Source organism: Micrococcus sp. iso_239 (genome assembly GCF_056173395.1).
Genome location: NZ_CM149672.1, coordinates 1,918,709 through 1,935,639, shown reverse-complemented (window position 1 = coordinate 1,935,639; position 16,931 = coordinate 1,918,709). Strand labels below are relative to the sequence as shown.

Genomic DNA, 16,931 nt, shown 5'->3' with positions numbered 1-16,931 from the left:
GAGGCTGCGAGCCCGCGACCGCCGAGGAGCGCCGAGCCAGACGTTTCTGCCCGTGAGCCAGATGATTCTGCTGCAGATCGGGCCGCGAAACCGCCGAAACGTCTGGCTCGCGGCAGCCTGAGCCGCCGTCCACGGGAGCCACCACGACGACGGCGGCCGGCGGGTCAGCGGTCGCGGTCGGCCTGGAGCGTGGCCGGCACCGCGCCGCCCAGGCGCGTCCAGTGGCGGACGAGGTCCTCGTCCGGGGCCGCCTGGAGCGTCTCGCGGGCCGCCTCCTCCGCCTTCTTGATGCGGCGCTCCAGATCCTGGTCCGCGCCCTCGTAGGCGGCCGCGTGCCGGTGGGAGCGCAGCGATCCGACGTCCTCCGTGCGACGCTCCACCACCGCGAGCTGCTCGGCGATCGCGTCCTGGTTGGCGCGCTGGGCCTTCAGGTTCGCGGGGGCGAGCACCTGGGCCACGAACCCGTGGTCGAGGAGGAGGCCGCGCGGGGCGGCGATGCCGTGACGCAGCGCGAGGTCCACATGGTCCTCGAAGGTCAGGAGCATGGCGGCCTTGGTGAACTTCAGGTCGTCGACCGGGCGGCCGTCCACGCGGGCCCGGGCCCGCGCCCGGCCGATCGTGGTGTCGGCGGACCACACGGCCCCGCGAGGGTCGATCAGGTACAGCATGGGGACTCCTGGTGGGATCGGAGGGGAGGCGGCGTGCGGATCAGCGGAAGTTCACGAACTGCAGGTCCGCGTCCTCGAAGTCCTTGAGCATCGCGATGACCGACTGCAGGTCGTCGCGGGACTTGGAGGACACGCGCAGCTCGTCCCCCTGGATCTGGGCCTTGACGGACTTGGGGCCCTCGTCGCGGATCAGCTTCGTGATCTTCTTCGCGGTGGGCTGGTCGATGCCCTCCTTCATGGTCGCCTCGATGCGGTACTCCTTGCCGGAGGCGAACGGGGCGCCGGCGTCGAGGGACTTGAGGGAGATGCCGCGCTTGACGAGCTTGGACTCGAACACGTCCTTGACGGCCTTGACGCGCTCCTCGGAGGAGGCCTTCATGAGGATCTTCTCGCCGGAGAAGTCGATCTCGGCGCCGACGCCCTTGAAGTCGTAGCGCTGGGCGATCTCCTTCTGCGCCTGGTTCAGGGCGTTGGACACCTCCTGGCTGTCCACCTTGCTGACGACGTCGAACGTGGAATCGCTGGCCACGGGTGCTCTCCTTCAGGGTCTGCGGACGGGGTGCGCCCGTCGTCGACGGCCACTGCAGGGCCGCGCGGAGCGCTCTGCGGGCCAGCCTACCGGGGACGACGGGCGCGGTCCCGGGCCGATTGGCGGCGTGGCGCGGAGATGCTGTACAGTCGACTCTCGCCCGACCGGTGCGGTCGTCCTCGAGACGCCCGGCAGCCGCCGGGTGGCACGGCAGATTTCCCGAGCGGCCAAAGGGGGCTGACTGTAAATCAGCTGGCACTGCCTTCACTGGTTCGAATCCAGTATCTGCCACCGGAACGAAGACCCCGGGACCGTACGGTCCCGGGGTCTTCTGCCATCCGGGGACGTGGCGCACCCGCGTCCCGCCCCGGGAGGTGGCGGCCTCCCGCCAGGCGACGTAGCCTGCCTGTGGTCCGTGTCACATCCGATGCCCTCTGTGGTCCGGCGGCGGCACGGCCGTGCATCGTGACGCCGTGCGGCGTCGCCCGACCGTCAGCGAGGAGCGCCCGATGACCGAGTCCACCGCCCCCGAGTCCTTCATCCAGGGACCGACCGACGTCGAGCTGCTCGAGCAGACCCTGGCCCAGAACCTCGACGACACCGCCCGCCGGTTCGCCGACCGCGCCGCGCTCCTGGAGTGTGGACCGGACGGGGACCCGGCCACCGGCCGCACCTGGACCTACGGGCAGCTGCGTGAGGAGTCCGTGACGGTGGCCAAGGCGCTCATGGCCGCGGGCTACGAGGCGGGGGACCGGATCGGCATGTGGAGCCCCAACGTCGCCGAGTGGGTCTCGCTGCTCTACGGCGCGGCGCGTGCCGGCGTCATCCTCGTGAACCTCAACCCGGCGTACCGCGCCCACGAGCTGACCTACGTGGTCGAGCAGTGCGACATGCGCGGGCTGGTGGTGGCCTGCGCGGACGCACGCATGGACCCGCCCGCCACCGCACGCGCCGTGGCCCGTGAGTCGGCGCCGCACCTGCGGCAGCTGATCATGCTGCCGGCCGGGAGCGGCGAGGACGCCTACGCGCACGTGCAGGCCGGCGACGTGGCCGGCCGACACGCCGCCGATCCCGTGGCCGAGGGCACGTGGGCCGACTTCCTGGCCGAGGCCGCGCGGGTCTCGGACGAGGACCTGGCCGTGCGCGAGGCCGCCACCGGGCCGGCGGACCCCGTGAACCTGCAGTACACCTCGGGCACCACCGGCTTCCCCAAGGGCGTCACGCTGACGCATCGCAACGTGCTGAACAACGGCTTCCACATCGGCGAGCTTCTGGGCTACACGGAGGAGGACACCGTGGTGATCCCAGTGCCGTTCTTCCACTGCTTCGGCATGGTGATCGGCGTGATCGCCACCGTCTCCCACGGCTCGCTCGCCGTCATCCCGGCGCGCAGCTTCGAGCCGGTCTCGGCGCTGCGGGCTGTGGCCGCCACCGGTGCGACGAGCCTGTACGGCGTGCCGGCGATGTTCATCGCCATGCTCGCCCGGCCTGAGGCGGACGCGTTGGACCTGTCCACGCTGCGCACCGGCGTGATGGCCGGCTCCACGTGCCCCGTCGAGGTGATGAAGAAGGTCATCGACCGGTTCCACATGTCCGAGGTCGCCATCTGCTACGGCATGACGGAGACCGCGCCCGTGTCCACCATGACCCGCCGCGACGACTCCCTGGAGGTGCGCACCCAGACCGTCGGCCGGACCATGCCCCACGTGGAGACGAAGATCGTGGACCCCGCCACCGGTGACGTCGTCCCGCGCGGGGCCACGGGCGAGCTGTGCACTCGCGGCTACTCCGTGATGCTCGGCTACTGGGACGCCCCCGAGAAGACCGCCGAGGTGCTGGACGCCGACGGCTGGATGCACTCCGGCGACCTCGCCTCCATGGACGAGGACGGCTCCGTGCGCATCGAGGGCCGCATCAAGGACCTCGTGATCCGCGGCGGCGAGAACATCTCCCCGCGCGAGGTGGAGGAGTTCCTCTACACCCACCCGGACATCCAGGACGTCCAGGTGGTGGGCGTGCCGGATGAGAAGTACGGCGAGCAGCTCATGGCCTGCGTGATCATGAAGGACGGCGTCGAGCCGCTCACGGTGGACGCCGTCCGCGAGTTCGCCGCGGGCCGGATCGCGCACTTCAAGATCCCGGCCCACGTCCGCGTGCTCGACGCCTTCCCCATGACCGTCTCCGGCAAGGTCCGCAAGGTCGAGCTGCGCGAGGAGGGCGCGAAGGTCGTCCAGGCCCAGGCCCAGGCCCAGGCCCAGGCCCAGGCCCAGAGCGTGGGCTGACGGCGGCCGTCACCCTCAGGCGGCGGGCAGCGGGAACACGTCCCAGATGGTGCAGACCGCCTCGGGGGCGGCGCCCAGGATGGCGGCACGGTACGTGGTCGACCACGCCCGCGGGTCGGCGTCGCGCAGGCGCCACGTGCCGTCCGTGAGCACCGCGTCCACGAACGCGGAGGTGTCGGCGGGGCTGCCGTCCTCGTGGACCAGGGGGCCGCGGCGCAGGGCCTCGCCCAGGTCACCGGCCCGTCCGACGGCGTAGAGCGCGGTCTCGTCCGTGTCCAGCACGAGGCCGCAGTCCTCCTCGAAGGCGGTGATCCAGGCCATCGCGTGCCGCATGGCCTCGTCCGGGTCGGGATGGCGGGTCACGATGAGCACGGAGCCGCGCGCGCCCGGACGCAGGGAGCCGGCCGTGCCGGGGCCGTGCGGGTCGGGCTCGCGCGGGGCGGCGGCGGCGTGCGGGCGGGGCTCGAAGGCGGTGGTCATGGCGGTCTCCTCCCGGGTGGGGACTCATCAGGGTCCCGGCGGCGCCGCACCGGCCGGGGCGGCATCGCCCACGCTAGGAACCCGGGGCGGTCGGCCGGTCGGGCCCGGCCGGGGCTGGGGAGGACGCGCCGGGAGCAGTGGCCTGTGCAGGAGTGGAGGGGCCGCGCGGACGCGCCGGCACGGCCCCGGCCGATCCGGCGTCGCGTCAGTGGGCGCGGTGGTCGGCCGGGGCGAGCTTGGGTCCGAACCCCTGCTTGCGCTCTCCGGAGAGCCCGATCATCCGCACCACCCGCTGCCGGTGCCCGGCCCACGGCGCGAGCAGGCGGAGCATCCCGGCGTCGTCGGTCCGGCGTCCCGTGAGGACCTGCCCCACGTACTGCGCCAGGTGGTAGTCGCCCACGGAGACGAGGTCCGCCGCCCCGTGGCTGCGCTGCAGCGCCTCGGCCGTGGTCCACGGCCCGATCCCGGGCACCGATTCCAGGCGCCGGGCCAGCGCGGCCACCCCGGCCGTGTCCCCGGGGGCGACCGCGTCGCCGAGCCGGTCGATGCTCGCGGCCCGCCGGGCGACCTCCAGCATGGTCCGTGACTGGGAGGGCTGCACCCAGGCCCGCGCATGCCAGTCCCACGAGGGGATCCGCAGGACGGCGGCCGGGGTCGGCGGCGGCAGCATCCCCGGCGGCACCGGGCCGGGGGCGGGCCCGTCGTCGTCGATCCGGGCGGCCAGCCGCACGAGGGTGCGCCAGCCGTGCCGCGCCTGGTCGTGGGTGACCTTCTGCTCGAGCACGGCGGTGAGCAGCTGCCGGGACAGCGCGCCCGCCGCCGGCAGCCGCAGCCCGGCCCGCGTCCGCCGCGCCTCGCGCACGTGCCGCGGCAGCGCGGGCGCGCCGGAGTCCGGCCGCAGCAGGGCGTCGAAGGCGGCCCAGCCGTCGTCGTGCAGGCCGAGCAGACGCTCCACGTCGGCGACGGCGGTGCGCGCGCCCGCGCCCCACGCGCGGGCCGTCACCGCGGTGCCGCCCCCTGCGGCCTCCCGGGCGCCGGAGACCAGCAAGGACGTCGGCCGGCCCGGCCCGCCCGACGCCGCGTCCGGGGCGGGGGAGCGCAGGGTGAGCCAGACGCCCTGCGGTGTGGCGCGGACCGTGGGGTCGGCCGCGCCGCGCTGCAGGGGACGCAGGGTGAGCGCGACGTCCACGGGGACGGGCACGCGTACGCGGCGCTCGGCGTCCGGGGCGATCATGCCCGCACCGTACACCCGGGCCCGGACAGGACGACGTCGGCCGTGACGGCGCGCACGCCGGGCGTTGCCCCGCGTGTCCGGGGCCCTCCTTCGGCGTCCGGCCCCTGGCGTAGCGTGGGGTGCGTGACTGAACAGACCCCCGCGCCCACCCCTGCGCAGCCCATGCAGTACGCCGAGAACGTCCTCGAGCTGATCGGGCACACCCCGCTCGTGAAGCTGCACTCCGTGACGGAGGGCATCGAGGCCACCGTGCTGGTGAAGGTCGAATACCTGAACCCCGGTGGCTCCGTGAAGGACCGCATCGCGCTGAAGATGATCGAGGAGGCCGAGCGCGAGGGCCTGCTCGGCCCGGGCGGCACCGTCGTGGAGCCCACCTCGGGCAACACGGGCGTAGGGCTGGCCCTGGTCTCGCAGCTCAAGGGCTACCGCACCGTGTTCGTCACCCCGGACAAGGTGGGTCAGGAGAAGCGGGACGTGCTCAGCGCGTACGGCGCCGAGCTCGTCGTCACGCCCACCGCCGTGGACCCGACGTCCGAGGAGTCCTACTACGGGGTCGCCGACCGCCTCGTGCGGGAGATCCCCGGGGCCTATCAGCCCAACCAGTTCTTCAACCCCGCCGCCCCGGCCTCCCACTACGAGACCACCGGCCCCGAGATCTGGGAGGACACGGCCGGCCGCGTCACCCACGTCGTGATGGGCGCCGGCACGGGCGGCACCATCACGGGCACCGGCCGCTACCTCAAGGAGGTCTCGGCGGACCGCCCGTCCGGTCCCGTCCGCGTGATCGGCGCGGACCCCAGCGGCTCGGTGTACTCCGGCGGCACCGGCCGGCCCTACTTCGTCGAGGGTGTCGGCGAGGACATGTGGGTGGACAACTACGACCCCGCGGTCCCGGACGAGGTCATCGCCGTCGAGGACGCCGAGGCCCTGGCCATGACCCGCCGCCTCGCCGCCGAGGAGGGCCTGCTCGTGGGCGGCTCCTCCGGTCTGGCCGTCGTGGCCGGCCTGCGCGCCGCCCGCGAGCTCGGCCCGGAGGACGTCATGGTGATCGTGCTGCCCGACTCGGGCCGCGGCTACCTCGCCAAGATCTTCAACGACCCGTGGATGGACGAGCGCGGCTTCGACTACGACGTCCGCGAGACCGTGCTGCCGGCGTGGGCGCGCGGGCGCACCCGCTCGGCGGTCCCGCAGACGGACGACGACGGCGCCACGGGGGCCGCCGGCGGGGCCGGAACGCCCGTCGAGGTGCTCGAGCACGCCGACGCCGAGCCGGCGACCCGCGCGGGCGCCCCCGCCGAGACCGACCGCTGGTCCGCGACGGCGGGGGAGCTGCTGACCGAGAAGGCCGACCTGTTCCCGGGATCCGTGCCCACCCTCGTCACCGCGGCCCCGACCACCTCGGTGGCGGACGCCGTCGCGACCATGAACCGGTACGGCGTCGACGCCCTGCCCGTGATCCTCGAGCCCCGGCACGACCTGCGGATCGGCGAGGTCCGCGGCACCGTCTCCTCCGCCGCGCTCGCGGACGCCCTCGCTGAGGGGCGGGCCACCGCGCAGACCCCCGTGGCCGACGTCATGGGCCCCGTGCTGCCCTGCCTGGGGGCGCGCACCCCGCTGCGCGCCGTGGCCCGGCGCCTCGCCCAGGACCCCGTGCTGCTGGTGCTCGAGGCCGGCCGCGTCCAGGGCGTCGTCACCCTGCACGACGTCCTCGCCCACGTCACCGCCTGAGGCCGGCCGCGCCGGCCGCGCCCGCCCCACCCGACCCGATCTCTCCGAGGAGGCTCCCGAGATGACCGAGCAGAACGTCCACGAGGACCCGCACGCCACCACCCCCGACACCGGCGCCGAAGACGCCGCCGCCCACCCCCGGGGGGGAGGCTTCGGCACGCGCGCCGTGCACGCGGGCCAGCACCTGGACGAGGTGTTCGGCGCCGTCGTCCCGCCGATCCACCTCTCGAGCACCTACGCGCCCACGGCCGTCGGCGAGCTGCGGCGCGGCTACGACTACGGCCGCGGCACCAACCCCACCCGGGACGCGCTGCAGGAGCAGCTGGCCGCGCTCGAGGCCGGCGTCGACGAGTCCGGCGCCCCCCGGGCCACCGGCCTCACGTTCGCCTCCGGCCTGGCCGCGGAGACCGCGCTGATCATGGGCGCGGGCCGGCCGGGCATGACGATCGTGCTCGGCAACGACGTGTACGGCGGCTCCTACCGCCTCGTCTCCCGCGTGCTCGCCCCGTGGGGCGTGGAGCACGTCGTCGTGGACATGGGGGACGCCGAGCAGGTCGCCGCCGCCGTCGAGCGCGCCGCCGCCACGGGGCCGGTCATGGTGTGGCTGGAGACCCCGTCGAACCCGATGATGAAGATCTCCGACGTCGCCGCGGTCGCCGAGGCGGCCCACGCGCACGGCGCCCTGCTCGTGGTGGACAACACCTTCGCGACGCCGTACCTGCAGTCCCCGATCGCCCTCGGCGCGGACGTGGTGGTGCACTCCACCACGAAGTACATCGGCGGCCACTCGGACGTGATCGGCGGGGCGCTCGTGATCCCGGACGCCGCACTCGCCGAACAGGTGAAGTTCCAGCAGTTCGCGGCGGGGGCCGTGAACGGGCCCATGGACGCGTACCTGACCACGCGCGGCCTCAAGACGCTCGGGGTGCGCATGGACCGCCACCAGGCCAACGCCCAGGCCGTCGCCGAGTGGCTCACCGGCCGCGCCGAGGTCTCCCAGGTGCTGTACCCGGGGCTGCCGGGCCACCCCGGCCATGAGCTCGCGCGGCGCCAGATGCGCGGTTTCGGCGGCATGGTCTCGTTGCGCCTGGCCGGCGGTGCCGCGGCGGCCCGCCGCGTGGCCGAGTCGACCCGCCTGTTCCAGCTCGCCGAGTCCCTGGGCGGCATCGAGTCGCTGATGAACTACCCGGCGGAGATGACCCACGCGTCCGTGGCCGGCACGGAGCTGGCCGTCCCGGACGACCTGCTGCGCCTGTCGGTGGGCATCGAGGACGCCGAGGACCTCGTGGCGGACCTGGAACGGGCTCTGGGCAGCCTCTGACCGGCCGATGTCCGCCAGCGGATTGGGGGCGGTTTTGGGCGGTATCCGCGTCGGATACCGCCCAAAACCGCCCCCAAAGCGCACGGGTGGGGAGCACCCGGCGGCGTAGTGTGACGGTCATGACCCTCACCGCCTTCGTCAACGCCCATGTCGTCCCCGTCGCCGCCGAGCCGTTCGACGGCACCCTGCTCGTCGAGGACGGCCGGATCACCGCGATCGGCCCCGACGTCGAGGCGCCCGACGGCGCCGAGGTGGTGGACTGCGAGGGCCGCTGGGTGCTGCCCGGCTTCGTGGACGCGCACGTCCACCTGGGCATGCACGCCGAGGGCGAGGTCGGTGCGACCGCGGACGTCAACGAGATGACGGACCCCGTGATGGCCGGGGTGCGGGCGATCGACGCCGTCGACCCGAACGAGCCGGGCTGGAAGGACGCCCTGGCCGGCGGGGTGACCACCGTGAACGTGAACCCCGGCTCGGGCAACCCGATCGGCGGCCAGGCGGTCGCGTTGCACACCCACGGACGCACCGTGGACGAGATGGTGCTGCGCAGCCCCTCGGGCGTGAAGTCCGCCCTCGGCGAGAACCCCAAGAACGTCTACAAGGAGAAGGGCCGCACCCCGTCCACGCGGCTGGGCACCGCCCTCGTGATCCGCGAGGCGTTCCTGCGGGCGCAGGGCTACATGGCCCGCCGCGCGGAGGCCGAGCGCGAGGACAAGCCCTTCACTCGCGATCCCCACCTCGACGCCCTCGCCCTCGTCCTGGAGCGCACGATCCCCTGGCGCCAGCACTGCCACCGCACGGACGACGTCGCCACCGCCCTGCGCCTGGCCGACGAGTTCGGCTACGACCTCGTCCTGGACCACGGCACCGAGGCGCACCCGCTGGCCGGCCAGCTCGCGGCCCGCGGCGTGCCGGTGCTGATCGGCCCGCTGTTCACCACCAAGTCCAAGCCGGAGCTGCGGGGCCGCTCGATGCGCAACCCGGGGCGTCTGGCGCGGGCCGGCGTCGAGATCAGCATCATCACCGACCACCCGGTGGTGCCCATCGACTTCCTCGTCTACCAGGCCGCGCTGTCGGTGAAGGAGGGCCTGGACCGGGAGACCGCCCTGCGCGCCATCACCCTGCATCCCGCGCGTGTGCTGGGGCTGGACGACCGCATCGGCTCCCTCGAGGTGGGCAAGGACGCCGACCTGGTGCTCTGGTCCGGCGACCCGCTCGATGTCATGCAGCGGGCCCTGCGCGTGTGGATCGGCGGCCGTCAGGTCATGGAGTACGACCTCGCCACGGCCCGGCCCGTCGTCGCCTCCGCCCGTCCCGTGGAGGACTGAGCGGCGCCGCCGCCCGCCGGCGGGGGCGGGACGCGCGGGCTCAGCGCCGCAGGCGCGAGTGCACGGGCGGCAGCCAGACGAGCGCGGCGCCCAGGAGCATCACGACGGCGAGGATGATCAGCAGGCCGTTGGCCCGCAGGAACGCGGGGGCGGCCAGCAGGACGGCGATGAACGTCAGGGTCCCGATCGCCGAACGACGGCGGCGCAGCAGACCGATCCAGCCCCACAGGGACGCCGCGGCCAGCAGGGCGACGGCGGTGCCCATCGTGAACTGCCCCGTCGCGCCGCCCAGCACGCCCACCGACTCCATGCCGGTGAGCGGATCGATGACGGGCTCGCCGCTGTCCTGTGCGCGGGCCCCGTTCCAGAGGAACGCGCCCGCGATGCCGATCAGCACCACGGTGACCGCGAGCCAGTAGAGGCGCGCGACCTTCAGGAGCGGGTGGACGAGGCCGGCATCGGACTCGGCCGCGTCCCGCGCGGCCAGGTCGCGCTCGCGGTCCGCGCGACGCCGTCCCAGGCGCTCCTCGTCCTCGGCGGCGAGGCGGGCGCGCTCGGCGCGCAGCCGTGCGTCGTCGGCCCGCTGACTCTCCCGGAAGGACTGGGCGGCACGGCCGGCGGCCCGGCCGAGCCCGCGGGCGAGGGGGTGGTCTTCGCTGTTCTGGGGCACGTGCCGAGCCTATCTCCCCGGCCGGTGCGCGGCCGGGGTGTCCGAGGGCACAGCCCACCACGCAGTCCGGTGGCGTAGACTGATCAGACCGGATCCGGTCTTTCCCCTGTGATGAGTGAGCGTGGACGCGTGTGCCACGCCGGACTGCAGATGTCTGTGCAGATGTGTGTGCGGGCCACGAACGTCGTGGCCCTCGGGGGCTGCCGGGTGGACGGAATCATCTGACCCAGCTGGCCCCTGCGCCCCACGACGTCGACCCGCGACCGACGTCCTCCGGCGTGCGCCCGCGCATCCCCCCAGGAGGACCCATGTCCGACATCCTCGATCCCCAGACCACCGCCGAGGCGGAGACCGCCGCGCCCGTGGAGACCGCCCCCGAGGCGGAGACCGTCGCCCCCGAGCTCGCCGAGGCGGAGCAGGAGGCCACCGGGACCGTCCCGCAGGTCGACGCCGCCGAGCCCGCCGCCCCCGAAACCCCCGCCGAGCCCGCCGGCCCCACCTTCCTGGACCTCGGCCTGGACGCCCGCGTGCTGGCCGCCGTCGAGGACCTGGGCTACACCCACCCCTCGCCGATCCAGGAGGCGACCATCCCGCTGCTGCTGGACGGCCGCGACGTCGTGGGCCTGGCCCAGACCGGCACCGGCAAGACCGGCGCGTTCGCGCTGCCGGCGCTGTCCCGACTCGCCGAGACCACGGACGTGAACGGGCGCGCGGACACCCCGCAGGTGCTCGTCCTCGCCCCGACCCGCGAGCTCGCCCTCCAGGTGGCCGACGCCTTCGACGGCTACGCCAAGCACCTCGACGACGTCTCCGTGCTCGCCGTGTACGGCGGCTCCCCCTACGGACCGCAGCTGGCCGGACTGCGCCGGGGCGCGCAGGTCGTCGTCGGCACGCCGGGCCGCGTGATCGACCACCTCGAGCGCGGCTCGCTGGACCTGTCCGACCTGCAGACCCTCGTGCTGGACGAGGCGGACGAGATGCTGCGCATGGGCTTCGCGGAGGAGGTGGACCGCATCCTCGCCTCCACCCCGGACACGAAGCAGACCGCGCTGTTCTCCGCCACCATGCCCCCGGCCATCCGCCGCATCTCCGCCCAGTACCTGAACGCCCCGGAGGAGGTGGCCGTCGCCCGTCAGTCGACGACGTCCGCCACGATCCGCCAGCGCTACCTGCAGGTGGGTCACCAGTGGAAGTTCGAGGCCCTGAGCCGGATCCTCGAGACCGAGGAGCACGACGGCGTCATCGCCTTCGTGCGCACCCGTGCCGGCACCGAGGAGCTCGCCCAGAAGCTCACGCGCGCCGGGTTCAAGGCCGTGGCCATCTCCGGCGACATCGCCCAGAAGCAGCGCGAGAAGACCGTCGAGGACCTGAAGGCCGGCCGCGTGGACATCCTCGTGGCCACCGACGTCGCCGCCCGCGGCCTGGACGTCGAGCGCATCTCGCACGTGGTCAACTACGACATCCCGCAGGACGCCGAGTCCTACGTGCACCGCATCGGCCGCACCGGCCGCGCCGGCCGCCAGGGCGACGCCGTGCTCTTCATGACCCCGCGCGAGCGCTTCCTGCTCAAGCAGATCGAGCGGACCACCCGCCAGCAGGTCGAGGAGATGGCCGTGCCCTCCGTCGCCGACGTCAACGCGGCCCGCAAGCGCCGCTTCGCCGACGGCATCACCCGCACCCTCGAGCGCGCCTCGGAGGAGGAGCTGGCGGTGTTCGGTGAGATCGTCGCCGCGTACGTCGACGAGCACGAGGTCGAGCCGGCGCGTGTGGCCGCCGCGCTGGGCATGATGACCCAGGGCGGCCGCCCGCTGCTGGCCCGCGAGCAGGAGATCCCGTTCGGCGGCGCCCGCGGCCGCAAGGACCGCGACGGAGGCCGCGAGGGTGGGCGCGACGGCGGCCGTGAGCGCGGCACGAGTGACGGCCGCGGCTCGCGTGGCCCGGCCCGGGAACCTGCGGCCGGCAACGCGACGTACTGGATCGCCGTGGGCCACCAGGACCGCGTGCGGCCGGGCAACATCGTGGGTGCGCTGGCGAACGAGGTGGGCCTGCCCGCCTCGGCCATCGGCGCGATCGACCTGCGTGGCAACCACTCGCTCGTCGAGCTGCCGGCAGACCTGACCTCGGCCCAGCTCGAGGCCGCGGCCAACGCCGAGATCAACGGCCGTCGCCTCGGCCTGCGCAAGGACACCGGCCGCCCGACCCGCGCCGAGCGCGACGGCGAGGACCGCGGTGAGCGCCGCGGCGGCTTCCGCAAGGACCGCGGCGAGCGCGGCGGCTTCCGCGGGGACCGCGACGGCGGCCAGCGCGGCGGCTTCCGCAAGGACCGGGACGACCGCGGCTTCCGTGAGGATCGCGGTGGCTTCCGCAAGGACCGGGACGACCGCGGGGGACGCCCCGGCGGCCGCAAGCCCCGTTGGGGCGCCCAGGAGCGCTCGGATCGGGGCGCCCGCCGCTGATCCGGCCGGGGTGCGGACCCCCGGAGGCCGTAGCCGGGGCCGATTTTGCATCGGCCCCGGGGCCCTGGTAGAGTCTCACCTCGTTGCCCCGATAGCTCAGTGGTAGAGCGCCATCTTGGTAAGATGGAGGTCCCGGGATCGATTCCCGGTCGGGGCTCTGACATGAGAGCCCGCCCTCGCGGCGTGAAACCGTGAGTGCGGGCGTTCTTGTGTCGTGGCGGCGTAGCTCAGCTGGTTAGAGCGCACGACTCATAATCGTGAGGTCGGGGGATCGAGTCCCCCCGCCGCTACGGAATCGGACGGACCCGGTCACCTCCTCGGAGGGGCCGGGTCCTTTCGCGTTCCGGGGCCCGTCCGTCGCCCCGGTAGCCTGGCGGGCATGTCCACGCGTCGCCCCGCCCCCCAGCCCGCCCGCGGCACCACCGCGCCCCGCGGCTTCGTCTCCCCGTGGGAGCACGGCTCCCGGCTGTACCGGACCCTCGTGCTGACCGGCTCCGCGCTGTTCCTCGTGGGCATCGTGCTGGCGGTCGTCGGCGGGACCACCGGACGCCTCGCCGTCTCCGGGACCGCCCTGGGCGTGCTCGGCGCGGGCGTCGCCGTGCACCTGTCCGCCCAGCTCGTGCGCTTCCGCCAGGCCGCCCGCCGGCAGGGGGAGCGGCGCCCCGGCCGTTAGGCTGGACGGCAGTCGAGAACCGTCCCGCAGGAGGCCCGAGTTGAGCGTGAACCCCGACGTCGCCGGGCGGAGCTATCCGCCCGCGCCCCCCTTCCAGGTCGGTCGTGAGGCGGTCCGCGGCTTCGCCGAGGCCGTGCAGGCCCACCATCCCGCGCACCACGACGTCGCGGCCGCCCGGGCCCTGGGACACGCCGACCTGGTCGCCCCCCCGACCTTCGCCGTCGTCATCGCCCAGCGCGCCGAGGCCGCCGTCGTCGCCGATCCCGAGCTGGGGATCGACTTCTCGCGGGTGGTCCACGCGGACGAGCGCTTCGTCCACCACCGCCCGCTGGTGGCCGGGGACGAGGTCGTGGCGACCGTGCGGGTCGAGGCCGTGAAGTCCCTCGGCGGCAACCGCATGGTCACCACCGTCACCGAGATCGCGGATCTGGACGGCGCTGCCGTCTCCACCGTCACGTCCACCCTGCTGGTCCGGGGAGAGGAGTCCTGATGAGCACCGCCCCCCGCCTGTCCGACCTCGCCCGGGGCGAGGTGGTCGGCACGCGCACCGTCACGTTCACCCGCGCCGACCTCGTCGCCTACGCGGGTGCCTCCGGCGACCGCAACCCGATCCACTGGTCCCCGACGTTCGCCGAGCACGTCGGCCTGCCCGGCGTCATCGCCCACGGGATGCTCACCATGGGCGCGGCCGTGCAGCTCGTCTCGGACTGGGCGGGCGACCCGGGCGCCGTCGTCGACTACCAGACCCGCTTCACCGGCATGGTGCCGGTCGCGGACACCACGGGGCGCACGGACGACGACGGCGCGCCCGTCCCCGGCGCCACGCTCGAGGTCGTCGGCACGGTCGGCGCCGTGGACGAGGCTGCCGGGACGGTGCGGATCGACCTGAACGTCACCAACCCGGACGCGGTGAAGCCGCGCGTGCTGACCAAGGCGCAGGCCGTGGTCCGTCTGGCCGACCCCGCGGGGGAGAGCGCGTGAGCGAGCGGCTGGCGGACCACACCACCACCCGCGTCGGCGGGCCTGCGCGCGCGTGGGTCACCGCGCGCACCGAGGCCGAGGCGATCGAGGCCGTGCGCGCCGCCGACGCGGCGGGCGAGCCCCTGTTCGTCCTCGGCGGCGGTTCCAACACCCTCATGGCGGACGCCGGCTTCCCCGGCACCGTCGTGCGGCTGGCCTTCGAGGGCATCCACGTGCTGGACGGGCCGCTGCCCGGCGAGGGCGAGACGCCGCCCGCCGGCGACGGGGCCCGGTCCGCGGACCACGAGGGGGAGGCCGTCGTCGTGCGGATCGCGGCGGGCCACCCGTGGGACGACGCCGTCGCATGGACCGTGGCGCACGGGCTCGGCGGGATCGAGGCGCTCTCGGGCATCCCGGGCTCGGCCGGCGCGACGCCCGTGCAGAACGTCGGCGCGTACGGCGCGGACGTCTCGCAGGTGCTCGTCGCCCTGCGCGCGTGGGACCGGGAGGCGGGCGACGTCGTCGAGCTGACGCCCGCGGACCTGCGCTTCGGCTACCGCGACTCCGTGATCAAGCGCTCCATGCTGGAGACCGGCGCGCCGAGTCCCCGGTGGATCGTGCTCTCGATCGACCTGCGGCTGCGTCGCGCCTCCTCCGACGCCGAGCCGACGGTGCCGGTCCGCTACGGGCAGCTGGCGGCCGCGCTCGACGTCGAGGAGGGCGCCCATGCCCCGCTCGCGGTGGTCCGCCGCGAGGTGCTGGCCCTGCGCGCCGCCAAGGGGATGGTGTCCGATCCGGCGGACCCGGACACGTGGTCCACGGGCAGCTACTTCACAAACCCGATCGTGCCCGCGTCCGTGCGGGCCTCCCTGCCCGACGGCGCCCCGGCGTTCGCCGCCGGCCAGGCCGAGGACGGGACGCCGCTCGTGAAGCTCTCGGCGGCCTGGCTGATCGATCGCGCGGGCTTCGCGAAGGGCTTCGGGCTGCCCGAGGTCGCCCCCCGCGAGGGCGGGCCGGACGGCCGCGGAGCCGACGGCACCGGCCTGGCCGGGGGCCGCGCGTCGGTGTCCACGAAGCACACCCTCGCCATGACCAACCGCGGCGACGCGACCACCGAGGACGTCCTGACGGTCGCGCGCACCGTGCGCGACGGCGTGCGCGAACGCTTCGGCGTCGAGCTGCACCCCGAGCCGATGATCATCGGCACCAGCCTCTGACCCCTCACTTTCGTTCGGGAAACGGCGCCCCCAGGAGTGCTTTCGTTCGGGAAACGGCGCCCCTTGGCGGGGCGGGCGCCGTTTCCCGAACGACAACGACCGAACACCCGCCGTTTCCCGAACGAAAACGGGGGCCGGGGGCGGGGGGCCGGGTACGGGGGCCGGGGCTGGGCCGGGTGCGCGCCGCCGCGCCGGCGTCGCGGCTCAGAGGTTGCCGGTGGCGATCATCAGCATGCGGCGCACGGGCTCGGCCGCACCCCACAGCAGCTGGTCGCCGACGGTGAACGCCGAGAGGTACTCGGGACCCATGTTGAGCTTGCGCAGCCGGCCGACGGGGATCTGCAGGGTGCCGGTCGCGGCGATCGGGGTCAGGTCGGTGACCGTGGCCTCCTTGGTGTTCGGCACCACCTGCACCCACTCGTTGTCCGCGGCGATGATCTGCTCGACCTCGTCCAGCGGCACGTCCCGGGTGAGCTTGAGGGTGAGGGCCTGCGAGTGGGAGCGCATGGCGCCGATCCGCACGCACAGCGAGTCGAACGGGATCCGGTCCGCACCGGTCAGTCCGAGAACCTTGTTCGTCTCGTCGTAGGCCTTGCGCTCCTCGCGGGAGACGCCGTCGCCCAGGTCGGCGTCGATCCAGGGGATCAGCGAGCCGCCCAGCGGCACGCCGAACTGCGTCGAGTCCAGGCCGCCGCGCTGCAGCTCGATCACCTTCCGGTCGATCTCGAGGATCGCCGACGCCGGATCGGCCAGCTCGGCCCGCACCGCGCCGCCCAGCTCCGCGTACTGGGTGAGCAGCTCGCGCATGTGCCGGGCGCCGCCGCCGGAGGCCGCCTGGTAGGTCATGGCGGTGCCCCACTCGACCAGGCCCGCCTTGAACAGGCCACCCAGGCCCATGAGCATGCAGGACACGGTGCAGTTGCCGCCGATGAAGTCCTTCGTCCCGTTCGCCAGGGCGGCGTCGATGACGCCGCGGTTCACGGGGTCCAGCGCGATCACGGAGGTGTCCGCCATGCGCAGGGTGGAGGCGGCGTCGATCCAGATGCCGTCCCAGCCGGCGGCGCGCAGCTTCGGGTACACGGCCTGCGTGTAGTCCCCGCCCTGCGCGGTGAGGATCACGGGCAGGGCCGTGAGCGCGTCCACGTCGTACGCGTCCTGGAGCACGCCCGGGTCGCCGGCCATGCCCTCGAGCACGGGCGCGGGACCGCCGGCGTTGGATGTGGAGAAGAAGACCGGGTGGACGCGGGCGAAGTCGCCCTCCTCGGCCATGCGCTGCAGGAGGACGGACCCCACCATGCCGCGCCAGCCGACCAGGCCCACGGTGGGCACGGCGGCCGCGTCGGGGGCGTTCACAGATGCGGGGGCAGCGGAAGTCATGCCCTCCA

15 protein-coding genes and 3 tRNA genes are annotated in these 16,931 nt (G+C 74.2%); 12 read left to right on the top strand and 6 right to left on the bottom strand.

Features of this window, described 5'->3' with window-relative positions; all coding sequences use genetic code 11:
- Positions 1–164 precede the first annotated feature (164 nt).
- Positions 165–668 carry a hypothetical protein gene (locus AC0VX2_RS09035; RefSeq protein WP_036317679.1) on the bottom strand — a complete coding sequence of 168 codons (504 nt, stop codon included), beginning with the start codon at positions 666–668 and terminating at the stop codon, positions 165–167.
- Between the two features lie 40 nt (positions 669–708).
- Positions 709–1,197: a YajQ family cyclic di-GMP-binding protein gene (locus tag AC0VX2_RS09030; protein WP_002856881.1), complete on the bottom strand. Its 489-nt coding sequence runs from the start codon at positions 1,195–1,197 to the stop codon at positions 709–711.
- 209 nt (positions 1,198–1,406) lie between these two features.
- Between AC0VX2_RS09030 and AC0VX2_RS09025 the strand changes: the two genes are divergently transcribed.
- Positions 1,407–1,488, top strand: a tRNA-Tyr gene (locus tag AC0VX2_RS09025).
- Positions 1,489–1,706: 218 nt separating this feature from the next.
- Entirely contained in the window at positions 1,707–3,479 is a 1,773-nt protein-coding gene (locus AC0VX2_RS09020; protein WP_144820107.1) for an AMP-binding protein, read from the top strand.
- Positions 3,480–3,494: 15 nt separating this feature from the next.
- Here AC0VX2_RS09020 and AC0VX2_RS09015 read toward each other — a convergent pair whose 3' ends face one another.
- Together AC0VX2_RS09015 and AC0VX2_RS09010 are read right to left on the bottom strand one after the other, a co-directional pair.
- The gene (locus AC0VX2_RS09015; protein WP_036383888.1) at positions 3,495–3,959 is read right to left on the bottom strand and encodes a hypothetical protein; all 465 of its coding nucleotides are present in this window, start codon (positions 3,957–3,959) and stop codon (positions 3,495–3,497) included.
- Between the two features lie 205 nt (positions 3,960–4,164).
- Entirely contained in the window at positions 4,165–5,193 is a 1,029-nt protein-coding gene (locus AC0VX2_RS09010) for a DNA-3-methyladenine glycosylase family protein (protein WP_036383886.1), read from the bottom strand.
- A 162-nt stretch (positions 5,194–5,355) separates the two neighbouring features.
- Between AC0VX2_RS09010 and AC0VX2_RS09005 the strand changes: the two genes are divergently transcribed.
- From AC0VX2_RS09005 to AC0VX2_RS08995, 3 genes are all read left to right on the top strand, one after another.
- Positions 5,356–6,921, top strand: coding sequence for a pyridoxal-phosphate dependent enzyme (locus tag AC0VX2_RS09005; RefSeq protein ID WP_475432829.1), 1,566 nt, complete (start codon positions 5,356–5,358; stop codon positions 6,919–6,921).
- Between the two features lie 61 nt (positions 6,922–6,982).
- Positions 6,983–8,242, top strand: coding sequence for a cystathionine gamma-synthase (locus AC0VX2_RS09000; protein ID WP_475432573.1), 1,260 nt, complete (start codon positions 6,983–6,985; stop codon positions 8,240–8,242).
- Between the two features lie 119 nt (positions 8,243–8,361).
- Positions 8,362–9,570: an amidohydrolase gene (locus AC0VX2_RS08995; protein ID WP_095346306.1), complete on the top strand. Its 1,209-nt coding sequence runs from the start codon at positions 8,362–8,364 to the stop codon at positions 9,568–9,570.
- 40 nt (positions 9,571–9,610) lie between these two features.
- Here the strand turns inward: AC0VX2_RS08995 and AC0VX2_RS08990 are convergent, their stop codons facing one another.
- Positions 9,611–10,240: a hypothetical protein gene (locus AC0VX2_RS08990; RefSeq protein WP_036337595.1), complete on the bottom strand. Its 630-nt coding sequence runs from the start codon at positions 10,238–10,240 to the stop codon at positions 9,611–9,613.
- A 308-nt stretch (positions 10,241–10,548) separates the two neighbouring features.
- Between AC0VX2_RS08990 and AC0VX2_RS08985 the strand changes: the two genes are divergently transcribed.
- The 7 genes from AC0VX2_RS08985 (at position 10,549) to AC0VX2_RS08955 (ending at position 15,546) form a co-directional block, all read left to right on the top strand.
- On the top strand, positions 10,549–12,696 hold the full coding sequence (locus AC0VX2_RS08985; protein ID WP_095346308.1) for a DEAD/DEAH box helicase: 2,148 nt from the start codon (positions 10,549–10,551) through the stop codon (positions 12,694–12,696).
- Between the two features lie 85 nt (positions 12,697–12,781).
- Positions 12,782–12,853 (top strand) — tRNA-Thr (locus tag AC0VX2_RS08980).
- Positions 12,854–12,912: 59 nt separating this feature from the next.
- Positions 12,913–12,986, top strand: a tRNA-Met gene (locus AC0VX2_RS08975).
- 89 nt (positions 12,987–13,075) lie between these two features.
- Complete coding sequence (locus AC0VX2_RS08970; protein ID WP_036381486.1) at positions 13,076–13,369, top strand: hypothetical protein; 294 nt, start codon at positions 13,076–13,078, stop codon at positions 13,367–13,369.
- Between the two features lie 40 nt (positions 13,370–13,409).
- Positions 13,410–13,859, top strand: coding sequence for an FAS1-like dehydratase domain-containing protein (locus tag AC0VX2_RS08965; protein ID WP_036381490.1), 450 nt, complete (start codon positions 13,410–13,412; stop codon positions 13,857–13,859).
- The gene (locus AC0VX2_RS08960; RefSeq protein WP_101965856.1) at positions 13,859–14,350 is read left to right on the top strand and encodes a MaoC/PaaZ C-terminal domain-containing protein; all 492 of its coding nucleotides are present in this window, start codon (positions 13,859–13,861) and stop codon (positions 14,348–14,350) included. The genes AC0VX2_RS08965 and AC0VX2_RS08960 overlap by 1 nt, the downstream gene beginning before the upstream one ends.
- Positions 14,347–15,546 (top strand): UDP-N-acetylmuramate dehydrogenase, encoded by a 1,200-nt coding sequence (locus tag AC0VX2_RS08955; RefSeq protein WP_101965855.1) that lies wholly within the window; start codon positions 14,347–14,349, stop codon positions 15,544–15,546. Before AC0VX2_RS08960 ends, AC0VX2_RS08955 begins: the two co-directional genes overlap by 4 nt.
- Before the next feature lie 204 nt (positions 15,547–15,750).
- Here AC0VX2_RS08955 and asd read toward each other — a convergent pair whose 3' ends face one another.
- A complete protein-coding gene (gene asd / locus AC0VX2_RS08950; protein ID WP_167754951.1) occupies positions 15,751–16,923 on the bottom strand; it encodes an aspartate-semialdehyde dehydrogenase in 1,173 nt (390 codons plus the stop codon).
- Positions 16,924–16,931 lie beyond the last annotated feature (8 nt).

Excerpts from the sequence above, each read along its gene's own strand:
- AC0VX2_RS08995 (WP_095346306.1), top strand. The coding sequence starts at position 8,362 with ATGACCCTCACCGCCTTCGTCAACGCCCATGTCGTCCCCGTCGCCGCC.
- AC0VX2_RS08960 (WP_101965856.1), top strand. The coding sequence starts at position 13,859 with ATGAGCACCGCCCCCCGCCTGTCCGACCTCGCCCGGGGCGAGGTGGTC.
- AC0VX2_RS08985 (WP_095346308.1), top strand. The coding sequence starts at position 10,549 with ATGTCCGACATCCTCGATCCCCAGACCACCGCCGAGGCGGAGACCGCC.
- AC0VX2_RS08970 (WP_036381486.1), top strand. The coding sequence starts at position 13,076 with ATGTCCACGCGTCGCCCCGCCCCCCAGCCCGCCCGCGGCACCACCGCG.
- AC0VX2_RS09010 (WP_036383886.1), bottom strand. The coding sequence starts at position 5,193 with ATGATCGCCCCGGACGCCGAGCGCCGCGTACGCGTGCCCGTCCCCGTG.
- AC0VX2_RS09020 (WP_144820107.1), top strand. The coding sequence starts at position 1,707 with ATGACCGAGTCCACCGCCCCCGAGTCCTTCATCCAGGGACCGACCGAC.
- AC0VX2_RS09005 (WP_475432829.1), top strand. The coding sequence starts at position 5,356 with ATGCAGTACGCCGAGAACGTCCTCGAGCTGATCGGGCACACCCCGCTC.
- AC0VX2_RS09035 (WP_036317679.1), bottom strand. The coding sequence starts at position 668 with ATGCTGTACCTGATCGACCCTCGCGGGGCCGTGTGGTCCGCCGACACC.
- AC0VX2_RS09000 (WP_475432573.1), top strand. The coding sequence starts at position 6,983 with ATGACCGAGCAGAACGTCCACGAGGACCCGCACGCCACCACCCCCGAC.
- AC0VX2_RS09015 (WP_036383888.1), bottom strand. The coding sequence starts at position 3,959 with ATGACCACCGCCTTCGAGCCCCGCCCGCACGCCGCCGCCGCCCCGCGC.
- asd (WP_167754951.1), bottom strand. The coding sequence starts at position 16,923 with ATGACTTCCGCTGCCCCCGCATCTGTGAACGCCCCCGACGCGGCCGCC.